The 14,702-nt window shown below is 62.7% G+C and carries 14 protein-coding genes; all 14 read right to left on the minus strand.

Annotated features, from left to right (window positions below):
* Window position 1: 1 nt before the first annotated feature.
* Entirely contained in the window at window positions 2–856 is an 855-nt protein-coding gene (locus HGI30_RS13845) for a hypothetical protein (protein WP_168908095.1), read from the minus strand.
* 187 nt (window positions 857–1,043) lie between these two features.
* Complete coding sequence (gene rpoD / locus HGI30_RS13850; RefSeq protein ID WP_168908096.1) at window positions 1,044–2,171, minus strand: RNA polymerase sigma factor RpoD; 1,128 nt, start codon at window positions 2,169–2,171, stop codon at window positions 1,044–1,046.
* 71 nt (window positions 2,172–2,242) lie between these two features.
* The gene (dnaG, locus tag HGI30_RS13855) at window positions 2,243–4,114 is read right to left on the minus strand and encodes a DNA primase (RefSeq protein WP_168908097.1); all 1,872 of its coding nucleotides are present in this window, start codon (window positions 4,112–4,114) and stop codon (window positions 2,243–2,245) included.
* Between the two features lie 47 nt (window positions 4,115–4,161).
* Window positions 4,162–4,629, minus strand: coding sequence for a YaiI/YqxD family protein (locus HGI30_RS13860; RefSeq protein WP_407944988.1), 468 nt, complete (start codon window positions 4,627–4,629; stop codon window positions 4,162–4,164).
* A 37-nt stretch (window positions 4,630–4,666) separates the two neighbouring features.
* A complete protein-coding gene (locus HGI30_RS13865; RefSeq protein WP_168908098.1) occupies window positions 4,667–5,482 on the minus strand; it encodes a pyruvate, water dikinase regulatory protein in 816 nt (271 codons plus the stop codon).
* 42 nt (window positions 5,483–5,524) lie between these two features.
* The gene (gene glyS / locus HGI30_RS13870; RefSeq protein WP_168908099.1) at window positions 5,525–7,612 is read right to left on the minus strand and encodes a glycine--tRNA ligase subunit beta; all 2,088 of its coding nucleotides are present in this window, start codon (window positions 7,610–7,612) and stop codon (window positions 5,525–5,527) included.
* Window positions 7,605–8,492 carry a glycine--tRNA ligase subunit alpha gene (gene glyQ, locus HGI30_RS13875; RefSeq protein ID WP_168908100.1) on the minus strand — a complete coding sequence of 296 codons (888 nt, stop codon included), beginning with the start codon at window positions 8,490–8,492 and terminating at the stop codon, window positions 7,605–7,607. Before glyQ ends, glyS begins: the two co-directional genes overlap by 8 nt.
* 348 nt (window positions 8,493–8,840) lie before the next feature.
* Window positions 8,841–9,737 carry a DNA repair protein RecO gene (gene recO / locus HGI30_RS13880; protein ID WP_168908101.1) on the minus strand — a complete coding sequence of 299 codons (897 nt, stop codon included), beginning with the start codon at window positions 9,735–9,737 and terminating at the stop codon, window positions 8,841–8,843.
* 134 nt (window positions 9,738–9,871) lie between these two features.
* Window positions 9,872–10,039 (minus strand): YqzL family protein, encoded by a 168-nt coding sequence (locus HGI30_RS13885; protein WP_168908102.1) that lies wholly within the window; start codon window positions 10,037–10,039, stop codon window positions 9,872–9,874.
* Window positions 10,040–10,145: 106 nt separating this feature from the next.
* Window positions 10,146–11,072: a GTPase Era gene (gene era, locus HGI30_RS13890; protein WP_168908103.1), complete on the minus strand. Its 927-nt coding sequence runs from the start codon at window positions 11,070–11,072 to the stop codon at window positions 10,146–10,148.
* On the minus strand, window positions 11,072–11,527 hold the full coding sequence (gene cdd, locus HGI30_RS13895) for a cytidine deaminase (protein WP_168908104.1): 456 nt from the start codon (window positions 11,525–11,527) through the stop codon (window positions 11,072–11,074). Before cdd ends, era begins: the two co-directional genes overlap by 1 nt.
* Before the next feature lie 47 nt (window positions 11,528–11,574).
* Window positions 11,575–11,943, minus strand: a complete 369-nt coding sequence (locus HGI30_RS13900; protein ID WP_168908105.1) for a diacylglycerol kinase family protein — start codon at window positions 11,941–11,943, stop codon at window positions 11,575–11,577.
* A 9-nt stretch (window positions 11,944–11,952) separates the two neighbouring features.
* On the minus strand, window positions 11,953–12,453 hold the full coding sequence (ybeY, locus tag HGI30_RS13905) for an rRNA maturation RNase YbeY (RefSeq protein WP_168908106.1): 501 nt from the start codon (window positions 12,451–12,453) through the stop codon (window positions 11,953–11,955).
* Entirely contained in the window at window positions 12,450–14,696 is a 2,247-nt protein-coding gene (locus HGI30_RS13910) for an HD family phosphohydrolase (RefSeq protein WP_168908107.1), read from the minus strand. The genes ybeY and HGI30_RS13910 overlap by 4 nt, the downstream gene beginning before the upstream one ends.
* Window positions 14,697–14,702: the final 6 nt, after the last annotated feature.

The raw sequence follows: 14,702 nt of genomic DNA on the forward strand, positions 1-14,702 counted from the left end.
ATCAGGCAACCCACTCTATCCAATAGTTTCGCAGGAGAAACAACGCTCCTCCCCCTACGACCAGTTTACCAACAAATACGCTCTGGAGCCAAACGCCCCTGCCCTGCTCGACGAGCAGCGTCGCTTCCGGCATGAGCGCCAGCAAAGCCGCCGCGCCGAGCAGCACGGCGCAAGACGGCTTGGACCAGCGCCGGACGAACCAGCCGGACCAGCCGAACAGCACCGCGAGCGGCAGCCAATACAGCTGCTTCTCCCCGAGGCCGGTCCCGCCGGCGAGCTGCTGCAGCAATATCGCATAGACGAGCGCGAGACATGCCCACCCGCAAAAATGGAGCAGCGGAATGCGCTGCCAAATGCCGTACCCGATCCAGAAGACGGCGCAGACGCTCCAGATCGCGGCATTCCATTGCCAGCCGAGCAAGTCGTGCAGGGCCATCAAATACAGCGCGAAGCCGACGAGCAGCAGCATGCCCGCCCCGGTCCAAGCCATGCCAGCCGTCTCGCTCCGAGGCCGGATGACCGCTCCCGCGGTCAGGAACCCGCCCGAGACAAGCAGTGCGATCGCGATTTGCAAAGCAGGGGGAAAAGAGCTAAAATGAAGAACAATCAAGAAGAAAAGGGAGAAGATGGCAAGAAATAAGAGCCATTTCCAGCCTGAGGCGCCCGCAGCGGCCCGGACCGCTTTTTTCGTCCGCAGCCTCTCGTTCGAAGAGGTTTCTGCCGGCAGCTGATCGCCCTCGGGCGCCGGGTCGGCATACAGATTCAACAAAAAATCGCAGTAATGGTCGGGCAGCAGCTTGCTTTTTTTCCACCCGCGAATCTCCTGCACCATGAGGGTGCGCTTGTCCATATCCATCGTGACGGCTCTCCTTGCAGCCGCTCGCTCAGCGAGCAGCCTGTGGAATCGGAGCCGTTCGGCTCCACTCCTTACATCGTCATCTCGATGTGACGGCTGAAGGGCCATCCGTCTCCGGGACGTTTGACCTATCCATGCCGATATAAAAAAACTCCCCGCCGAGGCGGAGAGCCTATCCATCATCGTTCTATTCCAGGAAATCCTTCAGCCGCTTGCTGCGGCTCGGATGGCGAAGCTTGCGAAGGGCCTTGGCTTCGATCTGGCGAATCCGCTCGCGCGTCACGCCGAACACCTTGCCGACTTCCTCCAGCGTTCTCGTACGGCCGTCATCGAGGCCGAAGCGCAGGCGCAGCACGTTCTCTTCCCGCTCGGTGAGCGTATCGAGCACGTCCTCCAGCTGTTCCTTGAGCAGCTCGTATGCCGCGGCATCCGCGGGAGCGAGCGCCTCCTGATCTTCAATGAAATCCCCCAGATGCGAATCGTCTTCCTCGCCGATCGGCGTTTCAAGCGATACCGGCTCCTGAGCGATCTTCATGATCTCCCGCACCTTGTCGGTGCTCAGATCCATCTCGGCCGCAATTTCTTCCGGCGTAGGTTCGCGCCCGAGTTCCTGAAGCAGCTGGCGCGAGACGCGGATCAGCTTGTTGATCGTCTCGACCATATGCACCGGGATGCGGATCGTGCGGGCCTGGTCGGCGATGGCGCGCGTGATGGCCTGACGGATCCACCACGTGGCGTACGTGCTGAACTTGAAGCCTTTTTGGTGATCGAATTTCTCGACCGCCTTGATCAGGCCCATGTTGCCTTCCTGAATGAGATCGAGGAACAGCATGCCGCGTCCGACGTAACGCTTGGCGATGCTGACGACCAGACGCAGGTTCGCTTCCGCGAGGCGGCGCTTCGCTTCCTCGTCGCCTTGCTCGATCCGCTTGGCGAGCTCGATCTCGTCGTCGGCGAGCAGCAGCGGCACCCGGCCGATCTCTTTGAGATACATGCGCACCGGATCATTGATTTTGATGCCCGGCGGCAAGCTCAGATCGTCGTCGAAGTTGAATTCGTCGCTCTCGCGCTCCTGGTCCTCTCCTCCAAGCGGAGACGGCCGATCGTCCCGCTCGTTCGTCACTTCGATGCCGAGATCGTCGAGCTGCTCGAAGAACTCGTCGATCTGCTCCGGCTCCTGGTCGAAAGGAGCCAGCTTATCCATGATCTCTTTATAGGAAAGGGAAGAGCGCTTCTTCCCCTGTTCGATGAGCTGATCCTTGACCAGCTCCATTTTTTGCTCGTTGTCCAGCTCCGTACGTTGGTCATTCGCCATATTCCCGACTCCCTCCTCCCTAGAAAGGATCATCCTGCCGTTCCTTGAGCGGTCTTTCTAGGGCGATAATCTCACTTTGGATCCTTGCTTTTCAAAACGTCGATCGCTCTCTCCAGAGGAATGATATCGAGATGGATCTGGGCCGCTCTCAAGACATCCCCCGACCTTTCCGCCCGCGTCGCTTCTTCCTTCAACACCTGGATCTTCTGCTTCAGAACCATTCTTTCCGTTTCCTTCTGGATGTCAAGAATGTTCGAAGGCACAAGCTCGAAATTAAGGGAGGAGCTGTCTTCATGAATGAGGATCGAAGAAGCGAGCTGCTCGAGGCGATTGTCCTGGATCGAGCTGATGAAGCGGCTCGCATCCGGGTCATGGCCCTCGGCGTAATAAGCATAGAGATAAGCAGCCAACGCGACATGATCCTCAAGGATGAACGAATCACCGAGCTGTTCGTAAACCGTCGATGCCACTTCCTTGTCGTGCATCATGCAAGCCAGCAGATGCCGTTCCGCTCGTTTGAATAAAGGCGGAATATCCGTCGTCTTCGGAAACGAGGACGCACGCCTTGTTTCATTCCTACCATTATTCCACGATTGATCGTTCTTATCCCTGTCCGGCCTCGTTTTCTGCCGCTCGCTCCAGATCCGGTGGCAGTCCTGCTTGAGCGACTCCAGAGAGAGCTCGAACTCGCGGGAAAGCTCCTTCAGGTATACTTCCTGCTCCGTGCGGGAATCGAGCTCCGCGACTATGCCGACGGCTTCCATGACATAGTTCTTGCGGCCCTCTTCTCCTATGAGTGTATGATTCCGGCGCGAATATAAGAGCTTAAATTTGGTGACGGAGACCGGATGCTCGATGACTTCCCTCATGAACGTCTCGGCGCCGAAGCGCGTGATATGCTCGTCCGGATCCATGCCTTTGGGAAGCAGGGCGACAAGCGGCCGCAGTCCGGCTTTTTCCAGGATCGGAATCGACTTCATCGCCGCGGCTTGTCCCGCATCGTCGCCGTCGTAGCAGAGGATCACCTCGTCTACCTCGCGCGCAAGCTGGACCGCATGGTCGTCCGTCAACGCGGTGCCCATCGCCGCCACGCCGTTCTTGAGGCCGGCGGACCAGGCTTTGATGACATCCATGTATCCTTCAAAAAGAACCGCGGACCGTTTCTTGCGGAAGACGGAGCGCGCCGCATGCAGCTGATAGAGCAGCTTGCTCTTGGCGAACAGGCGGGTTTCGGGCGTGTTCAAATACTTCGGCTTGGAATCGTCCATGACGCGGCCCGCGAAGCCGCAGACCTTGCCGTCCCGCGCCCGAATCGGGAACATGATGCGGGCGCGGAACCGGTCGACATATCCGCTTCCATCGTTTTTCGCCGAAAGGAGGCCCGCTTTTTCCAGCAGCTCGGGCTCGTAGCCCCTCGATTGCAGAAATCTGGACAGCGTGTCCCATCCCTCCGGCGCGAAGCCGATGGAGAATTCATCGATCAGCTTGCCGCTCATGCCCCGTCCAAGCAGGTAAGCCCTCGCCTCCTGGCCTTGAGCGGAGTTGTTGAGCAGGTAATGGTAGAACTTGGCCGCAAGCTCGTGCGCCTCGTAGGACTTGTCGAGCTCGGGGTCACGCGGCGAAGAGCCCTCGCCGGGCGCATCCCATGTAATGGGCATCCCTGCCTCTTCCGCCAGATGGCGGACGGCTTCCGGGAAGGAGTAGCCCTCGATCTCTTCGATGAACCGAATGACATTGCCTCCCTTGCCGCAGCCGTAGCAATGAAAAATCTGCAGCTCGGGAGTGACCGTGAAGGAGGGTGTCCGCTCCGAATGGAACGGACAAAGCCCCTTCATATATTTTCCGTTTTTGGTCAAATGAACGTACTTGCCGACGGTGTCTACAATTTCGTGATTCCGGCGCACCTCTTCGATGACGCTTTCCGGTATCTTGCCGTATGCCAATCGTTCATCACCTTCGTCCGAATAACACCTAATATTATTCGCTGGTCCTACCTTTTTTCCTGCCTGCGCTGCAAAAGTTTTGTCAGCTTTTGTTGAAAGGCCGCCCGGTCTTCGGCAGTCATCGCCTTAGGACCTTTGGTCCTGCCGCCGCTCCTCCGGATGACGCTTTGCTCATGGCGCCTCGCCATCATGGAATCGATCGTCTCGTCCCGATAGCGATGGCCGCGGAAGCCGATGACCTCCGCTCCTTTGGCGAGCGCGATCGCCGCCAAGCCGTAATCTCCCGTGACGACGATGTCGCCGACGCGGACGCGGTTCAAGATGTACAGATCCGCCGCCTGGCTGCTGCGGTCGACATGGGCGATCTCCAGGCCGGGCTCCGGCTCCAGGCGATGATCGTACGACGAGACCATCAGCACCGGCACGCCGAGCGGATAGGCGATGTCCATGATCTCCCGCTTCACCGGACAGGCATCCGCATCGACCACGATCCGGGTACTTGCCGTTTCCTCCAAGGGCTCCACCGCCTTTCGGCCTCAGCCGTCCATTCCTTCAGCTGCTCCGGATCCGCTCCATGATGATGCTGGCCGTCTCCTCGACCGCCCGATGCGACACGTCCATCGTAAAGCAGCCGATCCGGTCGGTGATGGCCTTGGCGTAGGCGAGCTCGCGCTCGATCCGCTCGGAGGTGGCATAAGACGCGCTGTCCGGAAGGCCGAGCGCCTTCAGCCGCTCCTTGCGGATGACGTTGAGGTAGTGCACGCCGATCGTCAGGCCGATCACGCGCTCCTTCGGGATCGTGAACAGCTCGTCCGGAGGCTTCAGCTCCGGCACGAGCGGAACGTTGGCCACCTTGTATTTCTTATGGGCGAGATACATCGACAGCGGCGTCTTCGACGTGCGAGACACGCCGACGAGCACGATGTCCGCTTTCTTGATGCCCGTCGTATCCCTCGCATCGTCATATTTAACCGCGAACTCCACCGCTTCAACCTTGCGGAAATAGTCTTCGTCGAGCACATGGTTCAACCCCGGCTCCTGCCGGGAAGGCATGCCCGTTTTGCGCTCCAGGCTCTGGATCAGCGTGCCGAGCAGATCGATCGCCTCGACCCCGCTCGTATCCGCCAGACGAACCATCGCTTCCCGCAGATGCGGCAGCACGAGCGTGTAGAGGACGATCGCGCCGTTGCTGCGGGCAAGCTCCATCACCTTGGCCAGCGCGGCCTCGTCGGCGATGAACGGCGCCCGCCGGATCTGCGGCACGATCGGATGGAATTGGGCCGCTGCGGCGCGCACGACCAGATCCCCCGTATCTCCCGCCGAATCGGACACGACATAGACAATGACATCCCGTTCGTATGCGCTCACGGCGCCACTCTCCCTTCAGCCGTTCGAATTCGGATCAACGGATCATGCCCAGACGAGCTTGGAGAAATCGGCGTACCGCGCGGCGTCCTTGGCGATGCCCGAAAGCAGCGCCAGCCGGTTGCGGCGCACCGCCTCGTCCTCCGCCATGACCATGACGGAGTCGAAGAAGGCGGTGATCGGCTCGCGCAGCTCCGTCAGCAAGCCCAGCGCCGTCGCGGCGTCGCCGGCGTCCAGCGCGCTGCGGTAGCGGCCGGATACTTGCTCGTAGGCTTCGTGCAGCCGGCGCTCCGCTCCCGCTTCGAGCTTCGCCGCGTCGACCGCGGCGTCCGATTCCGCCTTGGCCGCCAGGTTGGCGCTGCGCGTAAGCGCATCGACGACCGTCTTGAACTCGACCTGCTCCGGACCTGCAGCCCGGGCGAGCAGGATCGCGGCGCGCTTGACGGTAAGCGTCAGATCGTCGAAGCCGGCGGCGAGCGCCGCGTCGATCACGTCGTAGCGGTTGCCCTGCTCCGTCAGGACGTTTTTGAGCCGCAGCGCGAAGAAGTCGTATAATTCTTTGCGAATATCGGCTCTCGGTCGTTTCAATCCGCGCTGCTCATGGATGTCCAGCGCCAGGTCGAACAGCTCGCCGAGCCGCACCGGGAGCTCATGCGCCATCAGCGTCTGCACGATGCCGGCCGCCTGGCGGCGCAGCGCGTACGGATCCTGCGATCCGGTCGGAATGATGCCGATCGAGAAGCAGCCCACGATCGTATCGAGCTTGTCGGCGAGGCTCACCAGCGAGCCCGGCAGCGAAGCCGGCGCCGTGTCGCCGGAGAAGCGCGGCTGATAGTGCTCGTTGATCGCCTTGGCGACGGCCTCGTCCTCGCCGGCTTTGCGGGCGTAATCTTCGCCCATGATGCCCTGCAGCTCGGGGAATTCGTAGACCATCTGCGTCACGAGGTCGAACTTGCAGATCTCCGCGGCGCGCGCCGCGGCTGCGGCCGCTTGCGGCTCGACGCCGGCGGCGGCCCCGACGCGGCCCGTCAGGGCGACGATGCGTCCGACCTTGTCCGCCACCGTGCCGAGCTCCTCGTGGTAGACGATCGACTCCAGCTTGCGGAGCGCATCGGCGATCGCCAGCTTCTGGTCCTCGGCATAGAAGAACTTCGCGTCCGACAGGCGGGCGCGCAGCACCTTCTCATTGCCCCTGGCGACGTTGTCGAGCGACACCGAGTCGCCGTTGCGGACCGTCACGAAGTACGGCAGCAGCTTGCCCGCGCTGTCCAGTACCGGGAAGTAGCGCTGATGCTCGCGCATCGAGGTAATCAGCACCTCCTGCGGAATGTCGAGGAAGGCCGGGTCGAACGAGCCGAACAGCACCGTCGGCGTCTCGACGAGGAACAGCACCTCCTCGAGCAGGTCGTCCTTGATCGAGATCGTCCAGCCTTTGTCGGCGGCCAGCGCTTCGATGCCCGCTACGATCAGCCGCTCCCGCTCCGCGATGTCGACGATGACGTGTTGGCGGCGCAGCGCCTCCACATAGGCGGCCGGCTCGGCGACGCGCGTCTCCTCGCCGAGGAAGCGGTGGCCGCGAGAAGCGTTGCCGCTCTTCACGCCGGCGATCTCCATCGGCACGACGTCCGTGCCGAACAGCGCGAGCAGCCACTTGATCGGTCGGACGAACTTCAGCTCGTACGAGCCCCAGCGCATGTTTTTCGGGAACGTCATCGCGTGCACGATCGCGTTCAAGCCTTCGGCCAGCACGGATGCCGTATCCACGCCGAGGCTCGATTTGACGGCATAGACGTACTCGACGCCCGCCAGCTCCTTGAAGAACAGCTGCTCCGGCTCCACGCCCTGGCTGCGCGCGAAGCCGAGCGCCGCCTTGCTCCAGCCGCCTTCGGCGTCCTGAGCGATCTTGCGGGAAGGTCCCTTGACTTCCTCGCTTACGTCGGACTGCTTCTCCTCCACGGCCCGCGCCAGCACCGCCAGGCGGCGAGGCGTCGCGTAGGCGGTCACGCCGCCGTGGCCGATTCGCGAGTCCGACAGCCATTTCTCGACGCGCTCCCGAAGCTGATTGACCGCGGCGCGCACGAAGCGCGCGGGAACTTCCTCCAGTCCGATCTCGAACAGCAGGTCCTTAGCCATTGGCGTCCCCTCCTTTCTTGAGCAGCGGGAATCCGAGCCGCTCCCTTTCCTCCAGATACGTGGCCGCGCAGGAGCGGGCAAGATTGCGCACGCGCTGGATGTAGCCCGTCCTCTCGGTCACGCTGATCGAGCCTCGGGCATCCAGCAGGTTGAACGCATGGGAGCACTTGAGCACGTAGTCGTACGCCGGGAAGACGAGGTTGTGCTCCATCGCACGGCGAGCTTCCTCCTCGTACATCGAGAACAGCTTGAACAGCATGTCCGAATCGCTCACCTCGAACGTGTACTTGGAATGCTCGTACTCCGGCTGCAGGAACACGTCGCCGTAGGTGACGCCGTCCACCCACTCCAGGTCGAACACGTTCTCCTTGTCCTGAATGTAGGAGGCCAGGCGCTCCATGCCGTACGTAATCTCGACGGCGACGGGGCTGGCGTCGATGCCGCCGACCTGCTGGAAGTACGTGAACTGCGTGATCTCCATGCCGTCCAGCCACACTTCCCAGCCGAGTCCCCACGCGCCGAGCGTAGGCGATTCCCAGTTGTCCTCGACGAAGCGGATGTCATGATGGAGAGGGTCGATGCCGAGCCGCTTCAAGCTCTCCAGATAGAGCTCCTGGATGTTGTCCGGCGACGGCTTGAGGATGACCTGGAACTGGTGATGCTGGTACAGGCGGTTCGGGTTCTCCCCGTAGCGGCCGTCCGCCGGGCGGCGGGAAGGCTCCACGTAGGCGACATTCCACGGCTCGGGGCCGATGGAGCGGAGGAAGGTCATCGGGTTCATCGTGCCCGCGCCTTTCTCCGTGTCGTAAGGCTGTACGAGAATGCAGTTCTGCTCGGCCCAGAACTGCTGCAGCGTCAGAATCATGCCTTGGAAATTCATGCTGGTGGCCACTCTCCTTCAATGGAATCTGGGGAAAAACAGCAGCCGTCCGGAAGACGCCAAAAAAACTCCCGTCTCCTACGTCTGCGATACAGACGTAGGGACGAGAGCTTGCATCTCCCGCGGTTCCACCCTACTTGGCTTCTCCGGCCGCCTCGGCAGCTCGGGACGAAGCCCGCTTTCCTCACTTGCACGCACTCCGGAGTGCCCTCGCCTGCGCTTCCGGCCGGGCTCCCACCGCCCCCGGCTCGCTGTTCCCGCTGGAAATTCGGAAGATCAGCAGACTACCTTCTCCATCATCGTTCGTTCGAGCATATTTTCCCATTGTAACCCTTCACTCGGCCACTGTCAACCGTCCAAAGAATCTTCTTGCAGCGTCGCATCCTCTCCCGCGGATTCGGATGCGGCATCTTCTTTTTCCGGCTCCGCCTGCATCTCCTCCCGCTCCTGCGCCCGCTGCCGCCGACGCTCCGCCGCCGCCGCGGCGGACGCCGGCATCGGCTCGTTCATCCGCTCCAGCTGGTCGAGGAAGCCGCGCGTCTTGAGCCTCAGATCGAGATGCGCGTCCATGAGCGAGCGCAGTGCAAGCTTGAGCTGCTGCCGCGTCTCGGGGCGCACCTGGATGCTGCCGAGGCGCCGCAGGTCGATCGCGCCGAACAGCCGCAGCAGCTTCAGCGCCCCTTCCTCCAGCGGAAGCGCCTGCAGGTCGCGGTGGCGGCAGCGGGGACAGAGCAGGCCTCCGCCCGCCGCGCTGAGCCGGAACGGCCCGCGGTCCGAGCCGCAGCTGACGCATACGTCAAGCTGCGGCGCATAGCCTGCGGCTTCGAGAATCTTCATCTCGAACAGATGGATGACGATCCCCGGATCCTTCCCGTCCCGCAGCGCGTCGTAGCACGCCTTGAGCTGATGGTACAAATAGGCGCCCGCCTCGTCGTCCTGGAACGCCCGGTCGCACACCTCTGCCGCATAGGCCGCATAAGCGGACAGCTCGAGATCCTCCCGCAGCTGGTGGTTCGACTCGAGGATCTCGCCTCCGTTCAGCTGGCCCAGACCGGCGTTGCGGAAATAGACGAATTCGCCGTGCGTGAACGGCTGCACGAGCGACGAATGGCGGCTGCGCACCTTTTTCGCGCCGCGGGCCATGATGCCCGCCTTGCCTGCCGAATCGGTCAGCAGCGTGACGATCTTGTTGCCTTCTCCGTAGTCGACGCTGCGGATGACGATGCCTTCCACCCGGTAGATCATAGGTCCTCTCCCCTTCCTGCAAGCGGACGAACGGCGGTCGCGGGCAAGGCAAGCATGCCAAAACCGCCCGGAGCGCATGGCTCCGGGCGGGCCCGAGCAGCTTCAGTAAGCCGCATCTGCAGGAAGGACGGACGTCAGACGGTCAACGTCACCCATGCCTCGGCCGGCTCCTGCGCGGCGGCTTCCGCCGCGGCCGCCGCTTCGGCGCTTCCCGCCTCGCGAACCTGATCCACTTCCTTGTAAAGCAAAAACGACTCAACATCACCGGTCATCGTAAAATACGTCCACGAAAAATCCCGCATGCCGCCATCTTCCTTTCGCTTTCCAAAGTGGCGCGGCTACCCGCGTCTGGCACTCTTATCATGCGGAAAAGGAAGAAGGGCTATGCTGTCAAATAGCGGGAAAGGCCTATTCGTTGCGGAAGCCGAGGTCGCGCAGGACGCGGTCCTGGTTGCGCCAGTCTTTCTTGACCTTGACCCACAGCTCGAGGAACGTCTTGGAGCCGAGCAGCTTCTCGATGTCGCGCCGCGCCTGCTTGCCGACTTCCTTGAGCAGGGCGCCTTGCTTGCCGATGATGATGCCCTTCTGCGAATCCCGCTCGACGAAGATGACCGCGCCGATGTGGACGACGCCGTTTTCCTGGACCTTCATGCTCTCGATCGTCACGGCGATGGAATGCGGAATCTCCTCGCGCGTCATCTGCAGGATCTTCTCGCGGATCATCTCCGCGCAGACGAACTGCTCGGGATGGTCGGTCACCTGGTCGGCCGGATAATACTGCGGTCCTTCCGGCAGGTAGCGGTCGATCTGGTCGAGCAGCCGCTCGACGTTGCTGCCCTGGAGCGCCGAGATCGGGATGATCTCCGCGAAGTCGTAGCGGTCCTTGTATTCGATGATCGTCTTCATCAGCTTCTCGTCGTCGATCTTGTCGATCTTGTTGAGGATGAGGAATACCGGCGTCTTGACCGACTTGAGCCGCTCGATGATGAAGCGGTCGCCGCCTCCATACCCCTCCGCCACGTCGACGAGGAACAGGATCGCCTCGACCTCGGAGAGGGCGCCTTCCGCCGCCTTGACCATATAGTCGCCGAGCTTGGAGTTCGGCTTGTGGATGCCGGGCGTATCGAGGAAGACGATCTGCGAGTTGTCGCGCGTCAGCACGCCGTGGATCTTGTTGCGCGTCGTCTGCGGCTTGTCCGACATGATGGCGATTTTCTGGCCGATCATCCGGTTCATGAGCGTCGACTTGCCGACGTTCGGCCGGCCGACGATGCCGACGAACCCGGAGCGGAACTTCGCTTCGGACCCTTTTTTGCTGCCTGTCGTGTTCGCCATCAGCGGTTGCCCTCCTTGTGCCCGTCCATGCGGCTGTCTTCCAGCGAAAAGGCTCCCGGAAGCAGCTCGGCGACGGTCATGACCGCCTGGTCGCCGTTGAGGTTCGTCATGACGACGGGCATGTCCGGCCCGCACAGCTCGGACAGCACCTGGCGGCATACGCCGCATGGCGAGATCGGACCCGGCGTGTCGCCGACGACGAGAATCGCTTGGAAGGTACGGGGCTCGCAGCCGTCGGCGATCGCCCGGAAAAGCGCCGTGCGCTCCGCGCAGTTGCCCGGGCTGTAGGCGCCGTTCTCCACATTGCAGCCTTGGTGGATGCGGCCATGCTCGTCCAGCAGGGCGGCGCCTACCTGGAACTTGGAATAAGGGACGTACGCGCGGCTCATCGCCTGGCGCGCAGGTCCGGTCAGCTGCTCAAGCAGCTTGTCGATCGGTTGGTTGGTCGGACTCATGTATTCTCTCCTTGGCCGGTCCTCCAGGGACCGGATTCAATCCAAACTTAAACGGCCAGAAGCCGCCATAGCGGCGGCCCCAGCACGAGCAGGCCGATGACGGCCGAAGCGGCCGCGCAGACGAGCACCGCGCCGGCTGCGGCGTCCTTCGCCACCTTGGCGAGCGGATGAAGCTTGCCGCCAGAGGCGAGGTCGACCGCGCGCTCGACGGCGGTGTTCATCAGCTCCGCCGCCAGCACCAGCGAGATGGCGAGCGTAAGCGCGGCCCACTGGAGCGGGCCGATGCCCAGCCAGGCGGCCAGAGCGCAGGCGGCCGCGCCGGCCGCCAGATGAATCCGCATGTTGCGCTCGCTGCGGATGGCGGCGGCGATGCCGGCACAGGCGTCCGACAAGCTGTCGCGGAACGGCCTCGCCATGGCTGCCGCCTATTCCCGCGTCAAGCCGGCTTGCTGCAGGACGGCCTCCTGCTTGGCCGTCATGACGGCCTCGGCCTCGGCATCCTGATGATCGTAGCCGATCAGATGCAGGAAGCCGTGCACGAACAGGAACCCGAGCTCCCGCTCCAGCGAGTGGCCGTAATCCTCGGCCTGCCGCACGGCGGTCTCGACGGAAATGATGATGTCGCCGAGCGGCTCGCTGACCGGCAGCTCGTCGGCCTCGTCCTCGACCTCGTAGATGATGCCGAGCTCGTCCTCGCCGTCCTCCTGCATCGCGAAGCTGAGCACGTCCGTCGGACGGTCGATGCCGCGATACTCGCGGTTCAGCTCATGGATGCGCGCGTCGTCGACGAACGTCACGGCCACCTCTCCATCCTCGATGCCCTCGGCCCGGGCCGCCAGCTCCAGCAGCCGCTCCAGCCGCTGCCCCCACGCCTCGGGAATTTCGACCGCTTCTTGCTCGTTGCTCCAATCCATCGTCACGCTCATGCCAGCTTCTCCTTTGATTTGACCTCTTCCGGATATTCGATCCGCGAATGAAAGATGCCGATGACGGCTTCCTTCAGCGTCTGGCCGATCTTGTCCAGCTCCTTGAGCGTCAGATCGCACTCGTTGAACTGGCCGTCGTCCAGGCGGCTCTTGATGATCTTCTGGATCATCGACTCGACGTTCTCCATCGTCGGGCTGCGCAGGCTGCGGACCGCTGCCTCGACGCAATCCGCGATGCCGACGATCGCCGCCTCCTTGGACTGCGCCTTGGGCCCCGGATAGCGGAATTCGTCCTCGGTGAAGTCCGGCTCGATCCCTTCCGCCTCCGCCTGCTTGACCGCCTTGAAGTAGAAGAACTTGAGCGACGTCGTGCCGTGGTGCTGCTCCGCGATATCTCGCAGCGGCTTCGGGATGCCGTGCTGCTTGAGCATCTCCACCCCGTCGCGGGCATGGGCCACGATGATCGACTTGCTCAGCTTCGGATCGATGCTGTCATGCGGATTTTCGCCGCTCTGGTTCTCGATGAAATAGCCGGGACGCTTCGTCTTGCCGATGTCGTGATAGTAGGACCCGACCCGGCACAGCAGGCCGTCGGCTCCGATCGCCTCGGCCGCCGCCTCCGACAGGTTGCCGACCATGACGCTGTGATGGTAGGTTCCCGGCGTCTCCGTCAGGAGCTTGCGCAGCAGCGGATGGTTCGGATTCGACAGCTCCACGAGCTTGAGCGCCGACAGGATGCCGAAGCTGAGCTCGAAAAACGGCATCAGGCCGATGACGAGCACTGCCGTGATGAGTCCGCTGACGAAGGCGAAGCCGAGCGAGTAGAGCAGCTCCTGGCGCTCCGGCAGATCGCCGAGCAGCAGCAGCGCCAGCACGGTCACGGCGCCGAACAGGCTCGCCATGATGCCGGCCTTGAGGATCGTCGAGCGCTGGCTGGCCCGGTGCACCGTGAAGATGGCGCTGAACGAGACGACGCAGATGACGAAGCCGTAGCGGAAGTCGAAGATCAGGTTCACGTCGTGGTTGAAGATGATGCTGCCCATGATCGCGAACACGAACGAGCTGACGATCGCCAGATGCTTGTCCAGCAGCAGCGTGATGAGCATCGTGCCGACGGCGGCCGGGGCCAGGTAGCCGATATACGGCATCGCCGGCGACTGCGCCAGCGCTGTCGCCTGCATGAGCGCCAGATCGAGGAACAGGATCAGCCAGAGCATGAACAGGTGCATGTTGTTGTAGCGCGGCTTGACGCCGCCGATGCGGCCGCTCTGGTACAGGTAGACCATCAGCACGAGCAGGAACAGCAGGCTCGTCAGCAGCAGGCCGAGCTGCGGCCAGTAGCTGCGCTGCCCCCCGAGCAGGCCGGCTCCGGCCAGCATGTCGAGCTTCTCCTGCGTGACGACCTCGCCCTTCTTGACGATGACGCCGCCTTCCTTGATGATGACCGGCGTCGTATTCTGGCGTGCCAGCTCGCGCGCTTCTTCGGTCGCGGCCGAATCGAGGAACTTGTTGGGCATGAGCGACATGCGCGCCAGCTCCTGCACGACCTCCCGCGTCGTCCGCTGCGTCAGCGAGCTCGCGTTGACGAGCTCCGCCACCTTGGCGCGGGACGTCTCCGCCTCGCGGATGGAGTCCGCCGACAGCTTGCGGGCGACGTTGACCGCCACCTGCCGCATCTCCGCGACCTGGGCGGGCGTCAGCGCCGGCAGCTTGTAGAACACCTCGGCCGGAACCGCGTAGCTCTGGCTCTTGGCGACCCGGGACATCTCCTCCAGGAGCGCCTCGCTGATATCCGGCTTGCCGCTGTTCGTCCGCACGAACTCGTCGATGTATTCGTTGTAATAAGACGGAATCTCTCCGCGATAGATCTCGATCTTGTCGCTCGTGCTGACTCCCTCGTCCTGGTTGAGCACCTCGATCCGGTTGAAGACGCGGTTCAGGATCGCTTCCGGCTTGAGCGGCAGCGAGCTTGAGATCGGCTCCACCGACTCGGCCGCCAGCTCCTGGGCTTTGGCTGTGGCGATCTTGTCCTCGAGGCTTTTGGATGCGACGATGTCCCGGCCGCTCTCCTCGCCGAGCGTAATATTGTACGTCTGGGGAATCAGATGCGGCGAGAGGTTGAGGTAGAACAGCAGCACGAACAAAACGCAGAGCGCCAGGCGGATGCCCGTGCTCTGCTTCCAGCTGGCTGCCCATGAAGGCTGTTCGGCCGCGTTCCGGGTCTCGGCGCTCTTCCGGTCCATTCAGGC

Source organism: Paenibacillus albicereus (assembly GCF_012676905.1).
GTDB lineage: Bacteria > Bacillota > Bacilli > Paenibacillales > Paenibacillaceae > Paenibacillus_O > Paenibacillus_O albicereus.